This is a genomic window from Phenylobacterium sp., assembly GCF_036263695.1.
Classification (GTDB): domain Bacteria; phylum Pseudomonadota; class Alphaproteobacteria; order Caulobacterales; family Caulobacteraceae; genus Phenylobacterium.
Window position 1 is genome coordinate 1 of the sequence record NZ_DATAGM010000186.1, and the last position, 15,829, is coordinate 15,829.

Below are 15,829 nucleotides of genomic sequence, written 5' to 3' on the forward strand. Positions count from 1 at the left end.
AGGGCAAGCAGGTGCAGCGCCTCTACATCGAGGAAGGCGCCGACATCGCCAAGGAATTCTACCTCTCGCTGCTGGTCGATCGCGAGACCAGCCGGGTCTCGGTGGTCGCTTCCACCGAGGGCGGCATGAACATCGAGGAAGTGGCCCACGACACGCCCGAGAAGATCGTCACCTTCTCCATCGACCCGGCCACCGGCGTTTTCCCGCACCATGCCCGCACGCTCTCCAAGGCGCTGGGTCTGACCGGCGGCCTCGCCAAGGAAGCGGCGACCCTGCTGAGCCAGCTCTACGCGGCCTTCACGGCCAAGGACATGAGCATGCTGGAGATCAACCCGCTGATCGTCACCGGCGACGATCACCTGCGGGTGTTGGACGCCAAGGTCAGCTTCGACTCCAACGCCCTGTTCCGCCACCCGGACATCGTCGCCCTGCGCGACACCAGCGAAGAGGACGACAAGGAGATCGAGGCGTCGAAGTACGACCTCTCCTACATCGCCCTCGACGGCGAGATCGGCTGCATGGTCAACGGCGCGGGCCTGGCCATGGCGACCATGGACATCATCAAGCTGTACGGCGCCGAGCCGGCCAACTTCCTCGACGTGGGCGGCGGCGCCTCGAAGGAGAAGGTGACGGCGGCCTTCAAGATCATCACCGCCGACCCGAACGTGAAGGGCATCCTGGTCAACATCTTCGGCGGCATCATGCGTTGCGACATCATCGCCGAGGGCGTGGTCGAGGCGGTGAAGGAAGTGGGCCTGCAGGTGCCGCTGGTCGTTCGGCTGGAAGGCACCAACGTCGAGCTCGGCAAGAAGATCATCGCTGAAAGCGGGCTCAACGTCGTCTCCGCCAACGACCTGGGAGACGGGGCTGAGAAGATCGTCGCCGCGGTGCGAGGCGCCGCGTGAACCTGAAGGCCGCCGCAATCGCCCTCGCGGCGGCGCTGGCGGCCGCGACGCCCGCTGCGGCCGAGCCGCTGTTCGCGACATTCGAGCGGCTTTGCGTCGCCACGGCCGCCGACGGCAAGGCCTCGCTGGCCGCGGCTGATGCGGAAGGCTGGATGCCGCTGCCCAAGACCCTGATGGACAGCCTGAACACCAGCGAGGACTTCAAGCTCGAGGACGGTCGCCTCAAGACCGGGGCCGACGGCATGTTCTTCATGATGTACGGCGGCGGCGAACGGCGGATCGGCTGGGACAAGCTGAACATCCGCATGTGCGCCATCGGCGCGATGCCGGGCGATGCGGCCGCGCTGCGCAAGGCGGCCGCGGACTGGACCGGAATTGCGCCGAACGACCGGCTCTCCGAAGGCGACGACATCGCCTACGTCTTCGAGGAGACAGGCGCCGGCCGCCGCGCCGTCCACGACCCGGACGACGCGCAGACCAAGCGCCTGCTCAAGGCCGGTAAAATCAAGCTGATCTTCCTTAGGGCCGACCCGCAGATGGTGCTGGTCGCCTACGGCGTGCCCTCACTTTAGAGACAGAGCGAATGTCCATCCTCATCGGAAAACAAACCCGCGTCATCTGTCAGGGCATCACCGGCAGCCAGGGCACCTTCCACACCGAACAGGCCATCGAGTACGGCACGCGCATGGTCGGCGGGGTGACCCCCGGCAAGGGCGGCACGACGCACCTGGGCCTGCCGGTGTTCGACACCGTGCATGAGGCGGTGAAACAGACCGGCGCCGATGCGACCGTGATCTACGTCCCGCCGCCCTTCGCCGCCGACTCGATCCTGGAAGCGATCGACGCCGAGATCCCGCTGATCGTCACCATCACCGAGGGAATCCCGGTGACCGACATGATCAAGGTCAAGAAGGCGCTGGCCGGCTCCAAGTCGCGGCTGATCGGGCCCAACTGCCCGGGCGTGCTGACGCCGGACGAGTGCAAGATCGGCATCATGCCGGGAAACATCTTCAAGCGCGGTTCGGTGGGTGTTGTCTCCCGCTCCGGGACGCTTACCTACGAGGCCGTGTTCCAGACCTCCCAGGTAGGCCTCGGCCAGACGACGGCCGTCGGCATCGGCGGCGACCCGGTGAAGGGCACCGAGTTCATCGACGTGCTGCAGATGTTCCTGGAGGACCCGGAGACCGAGTCGATCATCATGATCGGCGAGATCGGGGGCTCGGCCGAGGAAGACGCGGCCGAATTCATCCGGAATTCACCAATCAAGAAGCCTATGGTCGGCTTCATCGCGGGACGCACCGCGCCGCCTGGCCGGCGCATGGGTCACGCGGGCGCAATCATCTCCGGCGGCAAAGGCGGGGCCGAGGACAAGATCGCTGCGATGGAGGCCGCGGGCATCCGCGTGTCCCCCTCCCCGGCGAAGCTTGGGGAGACCCTGCTCGAGGTGCTGAAGGGCGCCTGAAGGCATAAAGTTTTGTGAGCGGTCCGCGCTCGGCTCCTTCTCCAAGAAGCTCGCGGGCGTAGGCCGCGGGAAGCGGATGACATGGCGGACGACGCAGGTCTGATCAACGAGGTGCTCGCCGAGACCTCATTCCTCTACGGCGGCAACGCCGCCTTCGTGGAGGACCTCTACCATCGCTGGGCCGCCGCGCCCGATACGGTGGAGCCGTCCTGGCGCGCCTTCTTCGCCTCGCTGCAGGACAAGGTCGACGAGCTCAAGGCCAAGCCCCAGTGGGTGAAGCCGCCGGTCAGCGGCCCGCGGCCCGAGTGGCTGTCGGCCATCGACGGCCTGTGGCCGGCGGTCGAGGCCAAGGTGGAGAAGGGCGTCCAGGCCCGCGCCCCCGCCGCCGCCAGCCCCGACGCGATCCGCGCGGCCACGCTGGATTCGCTGCGCGCCATCATGATGATCCGCGCCTACCGGATGCGCGGGCACCTGCGGGCCAACCTCGACCCGCTCGGCATCGCGGTGACGCCCGGCGACGCCTCGGAACTGGATCCGGCCACCTACGGCTTCACCGAGGCCGACTACGACCGCCCGATCTTCCTCGACTATGTGCTCGGCCTGGAGACCGCGACCCTGCGGGAGATCCTGGCCATCGTGCGGCGCACCTACTGTGGCGACGTCGGCGTGCAGTACATGCACATCTCCGACCCGGCCCAGAAGGCCTGGCTGCAGGAGCGGATCGAGGGCCGCGACAAGGAGATCGCCTTCACTCCCGAGGGCAAGGTCGCGATCCTGAAGAAGCTGATCGAGGCCGAGGGCTTCGAGCGCTTCCTGCACAAGCGCTTCCCCGGCACCAAGCGCTTCGGCCTCGACGGCGGCGAGGCGATGGTCCCGGCGCTGGAGCAGATCATCAAGCGGGGCGGCGCGCTGGGCGTGCAGGACATCATCGTCGGCATGCCGCACCGCGGCCGCCTGAACGTGCTCGCCGCGGTGATGGGCAAGCCCTACCACGTGATCTTCCACGAGTTCCAAGGCGGCTCGTCGCTGCCCACCGACGTGGAAGGCTCGGGAGACGTGAAATACCACCTGGGCGCCAGCTCGGACCGCACCTTCGACGGCAACGCGGTGCACCTGTCGCTGACCGCCAACCCGTCGCACCTGGAGATCGTCAACCCGGTCGTGCTCGGCAAGGCGCGCGCCAAGCAGGCCTTCACCCTGCGCGAGACCCCGGGCGCCGGGCGCGGCCACGTGCTGCCGCTGCTGCTGCACGGCGACGCCGCCTTCGCCGGCCAGGGCGTGGTGGCCGAGTGCTTCGCCCTGTCGGGCCTGAAGGGCTACTCCACCGGCGGGACGATGCACTTCATCGTCAACAACCAGATCGGCTTCACGACCAGCCCGAAGAACTCCCGCTCCTCGCCCTATCCGTCCGACGTGGCGCTGATGGTGGAAGCCCCGATCTTCCACGTGAACGGCGACGATCCGGAAGCGGTGACCTTCGCCGCCAAGGTGGCCACCGAGTTCCGCCAGCAGTTCGGCAAGGACGTGGTCATCGACATGTTCTGCTACCGGCGCTTCGGCCACAACGAGGGCGACCCGCCGGAGATGACCCAGCCCTTGATGTATTCCAAGATCAAGGAGCACCCCTCGACCCGCGAGCTCTACACCCGGCGGCTGGTCGAGGAGGGCGTGGTCACCGCCGACCAGGTCGACCAGTGGATCAAGGACTTCGAGGCCTTCCTCGACGCCGAGTTCGAGGCCGGCAAGAGCTACAAGGCCAACAAGGCCGACTGGCTCGACGGCAAGTGGGCCGGCATGTCGCCCCGCCCCGACGAGCGCAAGGGCCGCACCAATGTGCAGAAGGCCCGGCTGCTCGACCTGGGCCGCAAGATCACCGCCCTGCCCGAGAGCCTGAACGTCCACCCGACGGTCAAGCGGGTCATCCAGGCCCGCCGCGAGGCGATCGAGAAGGGTGACGGGATCGACTGGGCGACCGCCGAGCACCTGGCTTTCGCCTGCCTTCTGGACGAGGGCTACCCGGTCCGCCTGTCCGGCCAGGACTCCATCCGCGGCACCTTCGTGCAGCGGCACGCCGGCATCGTCGACCAGAAGACCGAAGAGACCTACTTCCCGCTGCGCAACATCCGCCCGGGGCAGGCCCACTTCGAGGTGCTGAACTCGGCCCTGTCGGAGGAGGCCGTGCTGGGCTTCGAATACGGCTTCTCGCTAACCGACCCGGACACGCTGACCCTCTGGGAGGCCCAGTTCGGCGACTTTGTGAACGGCGCCCAGGTGGTCATCGACCAGTTCATCTCCTCGGGCGAGCGCAAGTGGCTGCGGATGAGCGGCCTCGTCATGCTGCTGCCGCACGGCTACGAGGGCCAGGGGCCGGAGCACTCCTCCGCCCGCCTCGAGCGCTTCCTGCAGCTGTGCGCTGAGGACAACATGCAGGTGGCCAACTGCACGACGCCGGCCAACTACTTCCACATCCTGCGCCGGCAGGTGCTGCGCGAGTACCGCAAGCCGCTGATCCTGATGACGCCCAAGAGCCTGCTGCGGCACAAGAAGGCGGTGTCCAGGCTCGAGGACTTCATCCCGGACTCCGAATTCCACCGGGTGCTGCTGGATGACGCGGAAGCCGGCCGCAACACCGAGATCAAGCTCAAGCCCGACGACAAGATCCGCCGGGTCATCCTCTGCTCGGGCAAGGTCTACTACGACCTTTTGGAGCGCCGCGAGGAGAAGGGCATCGACGACGTCTACATCCTGCGCCTCGAGCAGTTCTATCCGTGGCCGGTGAAGTCGCTGTCGAACGAGCTGAAGCGGTTCGCCAACGCCGAGCTGATCTGGTGCCAGGAAGAGCCCAAGAACATGGGCGGGTGGCAGTTCGTCGATCCCTGGTTGGAGCTCACCCTCGAGCGCCTGCCGGTGAAGTCCAAGCGCGCCCGCTACGTCGGCCGTCCCGCCTCGGCCTCCACGGCCGCTGGCCTGATGACCCGGCACCTGAAAGAGCTCGACACCTTCCTCACCGAAGCCTTCGCTTGAATCCTTGAGAGACCAGGAGCCCCGTTAGTCCAATGGCCGACATCATGACCCCCGCCTTGGGCGAGTCCGTCTCCGAGGCGACGGTGGCGCGCTGGGCCAAGAAGGCCGGCGAGGCGGTCCGCAAGGACGAGATCGTCGTCGAGTTGGAGACCGATAAGGTCAGCCTGGAAGTGGCCGCGCCCGCCGACGGGGTGTTGGAGCTGATCGCCGCCGAGGAGGGCGCCACCGTCGAGCCGGGCGCCCTGCTGGGCCGCGTGGCCGAGGGCGCGACCGCCAAGGCCGCGCCGGCCGCATCGAAGCCGGCCGCCGCCGCTCCGCCGCCGGTGGCCAAGGAATCCACGCCGCCCTCCGTTCCGGCGGGCGAACTGCAGCCAGAGCCGACCCCCGGCAAGGCGCCGCCGACCTCCGCGCCGCTGAAGGACTACTCGGCCTCCCCCACCGCCAAGGGCGAGGCCCCAATCATGGCCCCCTCGGCGCAGCGGATCGCCGCCGAGAACAGGCTTGAGCCGGCCGCCATCGACGGCACCGGCCGCGGCGGCCGGATCACCAAGGGCGACGCCCTGGCGGCGCTGGAAGCGCGCGCCAAGGCCCCGCCGCCCGCGCCCGCGCCCGCCGCCCCGCGCGAGGTGCATGAGCGTGAGGAGCGGGTGCGGATGACCCGCCTGCGCCAGACCATCGCTCGGCGGCTGAAGGAGGCCCAGAACGCGGCGGCCATGCTGACCACCTTCAACGAGGTGGACATGACGAACGTCATGGCCCTGCGGAACCAGTACAAGGACATCTTCGAGAAGCGCCACGGCGTGAAGCTCGGCTTCATGAGCTTCTTCGTGAAGGCCTGCGTCGCCGCGCTGAAGCAGATCCCCGACGTCAACGCCGAGATCGACGGCACCGACATCATCTACAAGAACCACTACGACATCGGCGTGGCCGTCGGCACCGAGCGCGGCCTCGTGGTGCCGGTGCTGCGCGACGCCGACGCCTTGTCCATGGCCGAGGTGGAGAAGGGCATCGCCGAGCTCGGCAAGAAGGCCCGCGACGGGAACCTCGCCCTCGAGGACCTGCAGGGCGGCACCTTCACCATCTCCAACGGCGGGGTCTACGGCTCGCTCATGTCGACGCCGATCCTCAACGCGCCGCAGTCGGGCATCCTGGGCATGCACAAGATCCAGGACCGGCCGATGGTGGTGAACGGCCAGATCGTCATCCGCCCGATGATGTACCTGGCGCTGTCCTACGATCACCGGATCGTCGACGGCCAGGGCGCGGTGACCTTCCTGGTGAAGGTGAAGGAAGCCCTCGAGGACCCGCAGCGCCTGCTGCTGGACCTCTAGACGCGAACGTCTGCTTAATCCGGCTGCGGGGATAACGGGAGCGCCTGATTCCCGCGCCGGCGGACCGGCCGCCCGCAGGCGCGGACCCTTGCGATGCCCTCAAACGCCCAGCTCGCGCAAAGCTCCGCCGTCCAGGCCAAGGCGGCGCGGCTGGAGCGCGCCGGCGACCTGGCCGGCGCCCTGGCCGTCTACGAGTCCGGGCTGGCGGCCCTTCCGGACGACGTCGAGCTTCTCGCCGGGCTGGCGGGCCTGGCCCTGCGCATGGGCATGCCAGAAGCCTCCGCCGGCCTCTGGGCCAAAGTCTGCGCCCAGTCGCCGGACCGGCTGGACGCCATTGATGGCCGCGCCATCGCGCTGAGGGCGGGCGGGCAGTTCGACCTGGCGGCGGATCTGCTGGCCGCGGCGCTGGCCGCCCACCCGGCCGACGCGCGCCTTTGGAATTCGCTGGGCGTGACCCTCACCGACAAGGGCGACGCCGAGGCCGCGCTGGCCTGTTTCGAGGAGGCGCTGCGCCTGGACGGCCGGCTCGTAGCGGCGGCCTACAACCGCGGCGGCGCCCTGTTCGACCTTGGCCGGTTCGACGAGGCCAAGGCCGATTTCCAGCGCGCCCGCAAGCTTGCCCGCAAGCCGCACGATGCGGCGATGATCGACTTCGCCGAGGCCACCCGCGCTCTCGCCGCCGGCGATATCGGCGCAGGCTGGGACGCCTACGAAGTGCGCCTCTCGCGCGACTGGGCTCAGCCGGTGGTGTTCACCGCGCCGGGCCGGCGCTGGACCCCGGAAGCGCAGCTCGCGGGCAAGCGCCTGCTGGTGCTGGCCGAACAGGGCCTGGGCGATGAGATCATGTTCGCCAACCTGCTGCCGGACGTGCTGGAGGCGCTTGGTCCGGACGGCCGGCTGGCCCTCGCCGTCGAGCCGCGCCTGGTCCCCCTTTTCAAACGCAGCTTCCCGACCGCCGAGGTCAGCGCCTACGGCACGGAGCTGTCCAACGGCCGCAAGCGCCGGTTCGCCCCCGATCTGCAGGGCGCCGGCTCAATCGACCTCTGGACACCCATGGCCTCGCTCGCCCGGCGCTTCCGCCGCAGCCTCGCTGACTTCCCGACCGTGCGCGGCTACTTGCGGCCTGACCCGGAGCGCGTCGCGCACTGGCGCGCCTGGCTGGGCGATGGCCCAGCGGTCGGGCTGACCTGGCGCAGCGGCAACCTGCTGGGCGGGCGCCGGCGCGAATTCCCGCCGCTGGAGCTGTGGACTTCGCTGCTGCGCACTCCGGGAAACCGTCTGGTCAATCTCCAGTACGGCGATTGCGCGGGCGAGCTGGCGGCCATGGCCGGCGCGGCGGGCCGCCCGATCGACGAGCCGCCGGGGCTCGATATCCGCAACGACCTCGACGACCTGGCCGCCCTCTGCTGCGCCCTCGACCTCGTGGTTAGCGTGCCCAATGCGACGGGCGCGCTCGCCGGGGCCTGCGGCGCGCCGCTGCTGATGCTCACCGGACCGGTCAGCTGGTCGCGGCTCGGAACCTCCGCCTATCCCTGGTACCCGCAAGCCGGCTGCCTGACCGCGCCGCGCTACGGCGAGTGGGAACCGGTCATGAGCGGGGCTGCGGCTTTCGTCGCAGATATCGCCAGTGGCGGGCGGGCGGCCCCCGCCGGCTGAACGGCGTTGCACGAGTTGCGCTACTAGTATCTACTCTCCGTATCTACGGAGTTCACATGACCGAGCGCCAGCGGGCCAAGCTGTTCATGCATGGGGGGAGCCAGGCCGTGCGCCTGCCCAAGGCCTTCCGCTTCGAGGGCACCGAGGTCTCGGTGCGGCGGGTGGGCGAGGCGGTGGTCCTGGAGCCGGTCACCGCCGACCTGCCGAGCCTCTGGGCCCGGCTCGACGCCGCCGACGCGGGCGGCTTCCCCGACCCGCCGCACGCGCCGCCGGAGCCGGCGCCGGAGTGGGACCAATGACCTTGTCGTTGAGCGCCTGCGTCGTCGTCGAGGTGCTGAGGGGGGCCAAGCCTCATTACCGGCGCTTCGTCGAGGCGGCGGTCGACGCCGGCGATGAGCTCAGGATCTGCAGCCTGGTGCTAAACCAGCTCGCCCAGGCCGCCTTGACCAGCGACCGGCCACAGGCCCGCATGGACCAGATCGACGCCCTGGTTGCTCACGTGCCCGTCGAGCCCTGGACGGGGGAGGACGCGATCACCTCGGCGCGGCTGCAGGTCGAGTGGCGCCGGACGGTGCTGGAGAAGACCCGCCCGGGCGTCACCCTCCCCGACCTGCTCACCGCCGGCCAGGCCCTGAACCGCGGCTGGACCCTGGTGGTCGACGCCATGCCCCACGTGGTCGCCGGCGTCCCGGCCATCCTCTGGGGCGATCCCGCCGGCCCGGTCGACCTCACCCGGCCAGGGTTCGCCGACCTGGCCCGCGCCCGGCGCTAGCGGGTGATGCGGAGGTTCTCGAGCGATTTGGCGATCGCTTCGAAAGCCGCGAGAAGTTCCTCGGAGCTGTCCGCCTTGAAGTAGTGCCCCGGCGAGGTGGCGCACTTTGCCAGCATTTCATGGGCGGACGGTATGTCGATCTGGAACGCGACTGTGTACACCTCGATCTTCTGCTTCTTGATGTTCTCGCAGAGTTCGGCCGTGTACTTGTCGGCCTGGGGCGCCGGCTTGCCGTCTCCGACGTAGACGTGGTTGCCGCTCGCGTCCACGTACATGGTGTTAGCGCCGTCGGTCATCAGAACGAGCGCCTTGCGCGGCTTCTTGTTCTTCGGGTCGTAGGCGGCCGCCTCCGTGAACGGCGCGGTCGGAGACAGCAGGTTCCAGCCCCAGGCCAACCCGCCCGGGATATAGGTGTTGCCACCCGCCTTCAGCGATTTGATGGCGCTCTCAACCGGCCCAAGCTTGTCCGTAAGCGGCGCGAGTTCAGGGGCGCAGCTCCCGAATTTAGCCGGATAAACGTTCGACGCCTTGTCCTGGACGTTGCCAGGGTAGGCCGGCGAACCCACGCAGCCCGACCATTTCGCGGTATGGGTCGTCGTGCTTTCTTTCCAGCAGCTTCCCTTCTTCGGGGGGTCGTAATAGTCCGTTTTGGTTTGGGTGCAGGCGCCTGAGCAAGTCGTCTGGTACGGAACGCCATCGTTGTATTTTGTGCAGCTGTAGTTCGGCGCCCATTTGACGCAGTACGTCGACTGCGTGACATCGGGGTGACATCCCTCCGGCGTTGTCGTTGTCCAAACCTTGTCCGCAGCGCCGGAGACCCAGGGCTCGTTGCGATTAGACACGCCGACATTCACGTAGTTCGAGAAGGGAACGACACCGACCTTTACGTCCGCGTCCTTGACCTTGGTGATCTTCTTGACGAGCGCCTCGGCGGCGTCTTGTAGCGCGTCGATTTTGCTGCCCGCCATCGAGAGGGTGACGTCCAGCACCAGGGCGACTTCCAGCGAACCGTCCATCTGGCGGGTCACTTCGGAGTCCACCGCGATATCGACCGGCCCGCCCATGAACATATTAAGGAAATAGGGGTCGATGTCGGCGGTCGCAGTCGCGCGGACGGTCTTATCATCCGGCGTGAAGGTGACGACCAGGTGCTTGTAAACGCCCTCCGGCAGGTGGGCCTTCAGGTAGTCGTCGCCAGCCTGTTTGATCGCCTCATCATCATCTCCACCCACGCGGGCGGCGGCCAGCGTGGCCGCGTCGAGGATGTCCTGCAGCTTGGTCTGCCGGCTGTTGTTGTTGGTGAAGTCGAGGACGGTCATCGCCGCGCAGGCGATGAGCAGCAGCGCGATGCCGGTGATCACCGCCGTCGCCCCGGATCGGTCGCGCCACAGCGCGCCCAAGCCCCTACGAGGAAGTCGAATGCCCATGGTTGAGCGCGCCCTATCCTGCCCCTTGCGCTAACAGCTTGGCCGAACAGGGTGAAAACGACGTAAGCGGATCGAAAAAATTCTTGGTGACCGTTTGGACACCCTGTCCGCGCCTCGCATCCGGGCCGGAACGCCTATATCAGGGCGCAGCTTTTCACTGCTTCGAGGGATGCGCGCATGGCCGGCTACGACGTGGTCATCATCGGGGGCGGCCCAGGCGGCTACAACGCCGCGATCCGGGCCGGCCAGCTGGGGCTGAAGGCCGCCTCCGTGGAAAAACGCGGCACGCTGGGCGGCACCTGCCTCAACGTCGGCTGCATGCCATCCAAAGCCCTGCTGCACGCCTCCGAGCTGTTCGACGCCGCCAGCACGGAGTTCAAGACCCTGGGGATCGAGGTGCAGCCGAAGCTGAACCTGCCCCAGATGATGAAGCAGAAGGACGAGAGCGTCGTCGCCCTCACCAAGGGCATCGAGTTCCTGTTCAAGAAGAACAAGGTCGACTGGATTCGCGGCGCCGGCCGCATCGCCGGCCCCGGCAAGGTCGAGGTCGTCGGCGACGACGACCAGGTCACCGTGCTTGAGGCGGCCAACATCGTCATCGCCACCGGCTCGGAGCCGACGCCGCTGCCCGGCGTGGTCATCGACCAGCAGCGCATCGTCGACTCCACCGGAGCTTTGGCGCTGCCGGAGGTGCCCAAGCGGCTGCTGGTCATCGGGGCCGGCATCATCGGCCTGGAGCTGGGCTCGGTGTGGCGCCGCCTCGGCTCGGAGGTCACCGTCGTCGAGTTCCTCGACCGCATCACCCCGGGGATGGACGGGGAGACCGGCAAGGCCTTCCAGCGGGCGCTCACCAAGCAGGGCATGAAGTTCAAGCTGGGCGCCAAGGTCACCGGCGCAAGGACCAGCAAGGGCGGCGTCCAGCTGACCGTCGAGCCTGTCGCCGGCGGCGAGGCCGAGACCCTGGAAGCCGACTACGTCCTCGTGGCCATCGGCCGGCGGCCCTACACGGAAGGCCTCGGCCTGGAGAGCGTCGGCGTGAAGCCGGACGCCCGCGGTTATATCGAGACCGACCACTTCCGCACCTCGGCCCAGGGCGTCTGGGCGATCGGGGACGTGATCCATGGGCCGATGCTGGCCCACAAGGCCGAGGAGGACGCCGTCGCCTGCATCGAGATGATCGCCGGCAAGGCGGGCCACGTGGACTACAACCTGGTCCCCAGCGTGGTCTACACCGCCCCCGAGGTCGCCTGGGTCGGCCAGACCGAGGAGCAGCTGAAAGCCGCCGGGCGCGCCTACAAGGCGGGCAAGTTCCCCTTCACCGCCAACAGCCGGGCCAAGATCAACCATGAGACCGACGGGTTCGTGAAGGTGCTGGCCGACGCCGCCACCGACGAGATCCTCGGCGTTCACATGATCGGCCCTCAGGCGTCGGAGATGATCGGCGAGTACTGCGTGGCCATGGCGTTCCGGGCGGCCAGCGAGGACGTCGCCCGCACCTGCCACCCGCACCCCACCCGTTCCGAAGCCGGCCGCCAGGCGGCCATGGGCGTCGAAGGGTGGACGATGCAGGCGTAGGACCTAAGCCCGCGGGTGGGCGCTCGCGTAGGCCTCGAGCAGGCGCGCGGCGTCCACTTCGGTGTAGCGCTGCGTCGTGGACAGGCTGGCGTGGCCGAGCAGCTCTTGGATGGAGCGTAAGTCGGCGCCGGCGCCCAACAGGTGGGTGGCGAAGGAGTGGCGCAGGGCGTGGGGCGTGGCGCTGGACGGCAAGCCCAGGCGCCCTCGCAGGGCTTGCATGGTGGCCTGCACGTGCCGCGGCGACAGCGGGCCGCCCCGCTTGGCGCGGAACAGCGGCTCGCCCGGTTCCAATGAAAAAGGGGCGGCGGCGAGGTAGGCCTCGACCGCCGCCCGGACCGCCGGGAGGACGGGCACCACCCGGGTCTTGGATCCTTTTCCGGTAATTCGCAGGGACTGGCCCAGCGGCGCATCGCCACGCGTCAGGCTCAGCGCCTCGCTGATCCGCAGCCCGCAGCCGTAGAGCAGGGTCAGCACCGCCTCGTCCCGGGCGGCCTCCCAGTCCTCGCGATCGGGGTCGAGGCCGGGTTCGGCCAGCACGCCGCGGGCCTGGTCTTCGGTCACCGGGCGCGGCGCGCCGGGCTTCACCCTGGGGCCACGCACCAGGCCGATGGCGGCGTTGGGGACGCCCAGCCGCCGGTCCAGGTAGCGGTGGAAGGTGCGGATGGCCGACAGCTGCTGGGACATCGAGCGCGGGGACAGCGGCCGCTCGCCGCCGCGCAGGTGCGCCAGGAAGGCGCGAAGCTCCGCGGCGGAGACCTCTCCGAGGGCGGCGAGGCTGATGGCTTCACCTCGGTGTTGGCTGAGGAAGGCGAGGTAGCGGCTGCCGGCGGCGGTGTAGGCCTCGACAGTGCGCGGGCTCGCCCGGCGCTCCTGCGCCAGGTGGGAGAGGAAGGCCTGCAGGGCCTCCGCAGCGGTCACAGGACGGGCCAGCGCTCGGCGGTGCGCTCGACGACGCGGGCCAGGAACGAGACCAGCTCGTGACCCATGTCCGGCGTGAAGCCCTCCGGATCGGACGAGGCGAAGGCGATCAGCCCCTGGCGGGCCGGCTCCCAGATGGCCATGCGGACCATCGCCATGGAGAAGACCTGGTCCCGCCGCTCGGCGAACAGCCCGAGCGCGGTGGGCGCAAAGCCCATGAAGGCCAGTTCCTGCGAGCCGCCCAGGATCAGGTCCACCTGCCCCTCGATCAGGGTTCGCCAGCCGGCCGGCGTGCGGTCCGGCCCTTCCAGGGCGACGACGCCGCCCACCAGGCCGAAGCGCATCTGCGCCAGCTCGTCCACGCGGCGGGCCAGATCGGCGTGGTTGCGCGCCTCCAGAAGGTCGATGACCGCCCCGTGAGTCTGGGCCTGGGCGTGGAAGTTGTCGCGGGCCGTCGCCTCCAGCTGCTGGCGGGCGGCCGACTCGCGCTTGTGCGCCTCGTGCACCCGGGCCAGCGCGGCCGGCACGAACTCCACCACGTTCGGCGGCACGGCCTTCAGGCCCAGCTCCGAGAGAAGCTCGGCGTCCTCCGTCAGGACCTGCGGATGTTCGAGCAGGAAGCGGCGGACCGCCCCGGGCTCCAGCGCATCTGTGTTCGCCTTCGCCCGCGCGTCCATGGAAGCTCCCCTAGAGAATCGACTGACCCGTCTTGGCCCAATCGGCTAGGAATTGTTGAAGCCCCTTTTCGGTTAACGGGTGCTTGAAGAGCTCCTCGAAGGTGGCCGGCGGAATGGTCGCGCAGTCGGCCCCGGCGACCGCGGCTTGGGCCACATGGCCGCTGGTGCGGATCGAGGCGGCGAGGATCTCGGTCTCATAGCCGTAGTTGTCGTAGATAGTGCGGATGTCGTGGATCAGGCTCATGCCGTCCGCGCCGTGATCGTCCAACCGGCCGATGAACGGCGAGATGAAGGTCGCGCCCGACTTGGCGGCCAGCAGCGCCTGGGCCGCGGAGAAGCAGAGGGTGACGTTAGTCTTGATCCCCTCGCTGGAGAAGACCTGGGTCGCCATCAGCCCTGCCCGGGTCAGCGGGACCTTGACCGTGACGTTTTCGGACACGCCCGCCAGCTTGCGACCCTCGGCCAGCATGCCGTCCAGGTCGGTCGCCGCCACCTCGGCGCTCACCGGCCCCTCGACGAGGCCGCAAATCTCGGCGATGACCTCCAGCATGTTGCGGCCGGACTTGGCGATTAGCGAGGGATTGGTGGTCACCCCGTCCACCAGCCCGGTGGCGGCCAGGTCCTTGATCACGGCCACATCGGTGCTGTCGAGAAAGAGCTGCATGTTCGGGGTCCCTGGGCGCGGAGTGGCGCACCTTTTAGCCGAACGCAGACGGGCGGCGAAAGGTCAGGCGGGCAGATGAGCCGCATCGCCTCCGTCCTGTTGCCGCTGCCGCTGCCCGAAGCCTTCGACTACGCCGAGCCGGAGGGGCTTGAGCTGTCGGTGGGCGATCAGGTCGCCGCGCCGCTGGGCCCGCGGCTGGTGCGCGGCGTCGTCACCGCCCTGCGCGAAGGCGCCGGCGGCAACCGGCCGCTGAAGGTCATCGACGAGCGGTTGGACTGCCCCTCAATGCCGCCGAACACCCTGGAGTTCGTCCAGTGGGCGGCCCGTTACTCCGTGGACTCGCCCGGCGCGCCCCTGGCCATCGCCCTGCGCGGCATGCGCGCGCCCAAGCCGCGGCCCCAGCGGCGCATCGAGCTGACGGGCAAGCCGCCGGCCAAGCTGACGGCGGCCCGGGAGCGGGTGCTGGCCGTGGCCCGAGAGGGCGCCGAGACAGGCGCCGACCTCGCCCGAGCCGCGGGCGTCTCAGCCGGGGTCGTGAAGGGCCTGGTCGACGAAGGCGTCCTCGCCGTGCGGCTCATCGAGCCGGAGCTCGCCTTCCCGGAGCCGGACCTTGACCTGGCCGCGCCGCCGCTCAACCCAAGCCAGGGCGCCGCCGCCGACGCGCTGAAGGCCATGACCGACGAGAGCGGCTTTTCCGTCGCCCTGCTGGACGGCGTCACCGGCTCGGGCAAGACCGAGGTCTACCTTGAGCTGGTCCGACACGTACTGGCCAAGGACCCGACCGCCCAGGCGCTGATCCTGCTTCCCGAGATCGCCCTGACCCAGGCGGTTATCGCCCGCATCGGCGAGCGGTTCGGCGCCCCGCCCGGGGAGTGGCACTCCGATGTCGCCCCGCCGGCTCGCCGGCGCGTCTGGGAGGCGGTGGTGGCCGGCAAGTGCCGGATCGTCGTGGGGGCGCGCTCGGCGCTGTTCCTGCCCTTCGCCAACCTCAAGCTGGTGGTGGTCGATGAGGAGCACGACGCCTCCTACAAGCAGGAGGAAGGCTTCATCTACCAGGGCCGCGACCTGGCGGTGCTCCGTGGTCGGATCGAAGGCGCAGCCGTCCTCCTCGCTTCCGCGACGCCGTCGCTGGAGAGCCTGCGCAACGCCGAGACCGGCCGGTACCGATGGCTGCGGCTGGCCGCCCGCCACGGGACCGCCCAGTTGCCCGCCATCGACCTCGTCGACCTGCGCGAGACCCCGCCGCAGTCCGGCCGGTGGCTCGCCCAGCCGCTGGTCAACGCCGTCGCCGAGACCCTGGCCCGGGGCGAGCAGGCCCTCTTGTTCCTCAACCGCCGGGGCTATGCGCCGCTGGTGCTGTGCCGGGCCTGCGGCGAGCGGCTGTGCGCGCCGGACACCGACAGCTGGCTGGTGGAGCA

General features: G+C 69.2%; 14 protein-coding genes. 10 read left to right on the forward strand and 4 right to left on the reverse strand.

All coding sequences use genetic code 11. From position 1 onward, the window contains the following. The 8 genes from sucC to VHK87_RS07605 form a co-directional block, all read left to right on the forward strand. On the forward strand, nucleotides 1-905 hold a 905-nt coding region (gene sucC / locus VHK87_RS07570), incomplete at its 5' end, for an ADP-forming succinate--CoA ligase subunit beta (protein ID WP_329634295.1). Then, complete coding sequence (locus tag VHK87_RS07575; protein ID WP_329634296.1) at nucleotides 902-1,477, forward strand: hypothetical protein; 576 nt, start codon at nucleotides 902-904, stop codon at nucleotides 1,475-1,477. The genes sucC and VHK87_RS07575, both read left to right, overlap by 4 nt. A gap of 11 nt (nucleotides 1,478-1,488) precedes the next feature. After that, nucleotides 1,489-2,367 (forward strand): succinate--CoA ligase subunit alpha, encoded by an 879-nt coding sequence (sucD, locus tag VHK87_RS07580; protein WP_329634297.1) that lies wholly within the window; start codon nucleotides 1,489-1,491, stop codon nucleotides 2,365-2,367. 81 nt (nucleotides 2,368-2,448) lie between these two features. After that, complete coding sequence (locus VHK87_RS07585; RefSeq protein WP_329634298.1) at nucleotides 2,449-5,391, forward strand: 2-oxoglutarate dehydrogenase E1 component; 2,943 nt, start codon at nucleotides 2,449-2,451, stop codon at nucleotides 5,389-5,391. A 32-nt stretch (nucleotides 5,392-5,423) separates the two neighbouring features. Continuing rightward, nucleotides 5,424-6,722, forward strand: a complete 1,299-nt coding sequence (gene odhB, locus VHK87_RS07590) for a 2-oxoglutarate dehydrogenase complex dihydrolipoyllysine-residue succinyltransferase (RefSeq protein WP_329634299.1) — start codon at nucleotides 5,424-5,426, stop codon at nucleotides 6,720-6,722. Between the two features lie 93 nt (nucleotides 6,723-6,815). Continuing rightward, complete coding sequence (locus tag VHK87_RS07595; RefSeq protein ID WP_329634300.1) at nucleotides 6,816-8,378, forward strand: tetratricopeptide repeat protein; 1,563 nt, start codon at nucleotides 6,816-6,818, stop codon at nucleotides 8,376-8,378. Between the two features lie 56 nt (nucleotides 8,379-8,434). Continuing rightward, nucleotides 8,435-8,677 carry an antitoxin gene (locus VHK87_RS07600; protein ID WP_329634301.1) on the forward strand — a complete coding sequence of 81 codons (243 nt, stop codon included), beginning with the start codon at nucleotides 8,435-8,437 and terminating at the stop codon, nucleotides 8,675-8,677. Continuing rightward, nucleotides 8,674-9,150 carry a hypothetical protein gene (locus tag VHK87_RS07605; RefSeq protein WP_329634302.1) on the forward strand — a complete coding sequence of 159 codons (477 nt, stop codon included), beginning with the start codon at nucleotides 8,674-8,676 and terminating at the stop codon, nucleotides 9,148-9,150. The genes VHK87_RS07600 and VHK87_RS07605 overlap by 4 nt, the downstream gene beginning before the upstream one ends. Here VHK87_RS07605 and VHK87_RS07610 read toward each other — a convergent pair. Further along, nucleotides 9,147-10,511: a pilus assembly protein TadG-related protein gene (locus tag VHK87_RS07610; protein ID WP_329634303.1), complete on the reverse strand. Its 1,365-nt coding sequence runs from the start codon at nucleotides 10,509-10,511 to the stop codon at nucleotides 9,147-9,149. The genes VHK87_RS07605 and VHK87_RS07610 overlap by 4 nt on opposite strands. A gap of 243 nt (nucleotides 10,512-10,754) precedes the next feature. Here VHK87_RS07610 and lpdA point away from each other — a divergent pair, with 243 nt between their 5' ends. Further along, nucleotides 10,755-12,152, forward strand: coding sequence for a dihydrolipoyl dehydrogenase (gene lpdA / locus VHK87_RS07615; RefSeq protein WP_329634304.1), 1,398 nt, complete (start codon nucleotides 10,755-10,757; stop codon nucleotides 12,150-12,152). Between the two features lie 3 nt (nucleotides 12,153-12,155). On the opposite strand, the gene VHK87_RS07620 is transcribed toward lpdA, so the two are convergent. Genes VHK87_RS07620 through fsa form a run of 3 tightly spaced genes read right to left on the reverse strand, consistent with a single transcriptional unit; the run spans nucleotide 12,156 to nucleotide 14,411 of the window. Next, complete coding sequence (locus tag VHK87_RS07620) at nucleotides 12,156-13,070, reverse strand: tyrosine recombinase XerC (protein WP_329634305.1); 915 nt, start codon at nucleotides 13,068-13,070, stop codon at nucleotides 12,156-12,158. Beyond that, the gene (locus VHK87_RS07625) at nucleotides 13,067-13,747 is read right to left on the reverse strand and encodes a DUF484 family protein (RefSeq protein WP_329634306.1); all 681 of its coding nucleotides are present in this window, start codon (nucleotides 13,745-13,747) and stop codon (nucleotides 13,067-13,069) included. Before VHK87_RS07625 ends, VHK87_RS07620 begins: the two co-directional genes overlap by 4 nt. Nucleotides 13,748-13,757: 10 nt before the next feature. Then, nucleotides 13,758-14,411, reverse strand: a complete 654-nt coding sequence (gene fsa, locus VHK87_RS07630; protein ID WP_329634307.1) for a fructose-6-phosphate aldolase — start codon at nucleotides 14,409-14,411, stop codon at nucleotides 13,758-13,760. A 75-nt stretch (nucleotides 14,412-14,486) separates the two neighbouring features. Between fsa and priA the strand changes: the two genes are divergently transcribed. After that, nucleotides 14,487-15,829: replication restart helicase PriA (gene priA / locus VHK87_RS07635; protein ID WP_329634308.1), on the forward strand; the 1,343-nt coding region annotated here is incomplete at its 3' end.

Bases quoted from the DNA above. Each gene is read 5' to 3' on its own strand.
- VHK87_RS07605 (WP_329634302.1), top strand. From the start codon at position 8,674: ATGACCTTGTCGTTGAGCGCCTGCGTCGTCGTCGAGGTGCTGAGGGGG.
- VHK87_RS07585 (WP_329634298.1), top strand. From the start codon at position 2,449: ATGGCGGACGACGCAGGTCTGATCAACGAGGTGCTCGCCGAGACCTCA.
- VHK87_RS07595 (WP_329634300.1), top strand. From the start codon at position 6,816: ATGCCCTCAAACGCCCAGCTCGCGCAAAGCTCCGCCGTCCAGGCCAAG.
- sucD (WP_329634297.1), top strand. From the start codon at position 1,489: ATGTCCATCCTCATCGGAAAACAAACCCGCGTCATCTGTCAGGGCATC.
- lpdA (WP_329634304.1), top strand. From the start codon at position 10,755: ATGGCCGGCTACGACGTGGTCATCATCGGGGGCGGCCCAGGCGGCTAC.
- VHK87_RS07625 (WP_329634306.1), bottom strand. From the start codon at position 13,747: ATGGACGCGCGGGCGAAGGCGAACACAGATGCGCTGGAGCCCGGGGCG.
- VHK87_RS07600 (WP_329634301.1), top strand. From the start codon at position 8,435: ATGACCGAGCGCCAGCGGGCCAAGCTGTTCATGCATGGGGGGAGCCAG.
- odhB (WP_329634299.1), top strand. From the start codon at position 5,424: ATGGCCGACATCATGACCCCCGCCTTGGGCGAGTCCGTCTCCGAGGCG.
- fsa (WP_329634307.1), bottom strand. From the start codon at position 14,411: ATGCAGCTCTTTCTCGACAGCACCGATGTGGCCGTGATCAAGGACCTG.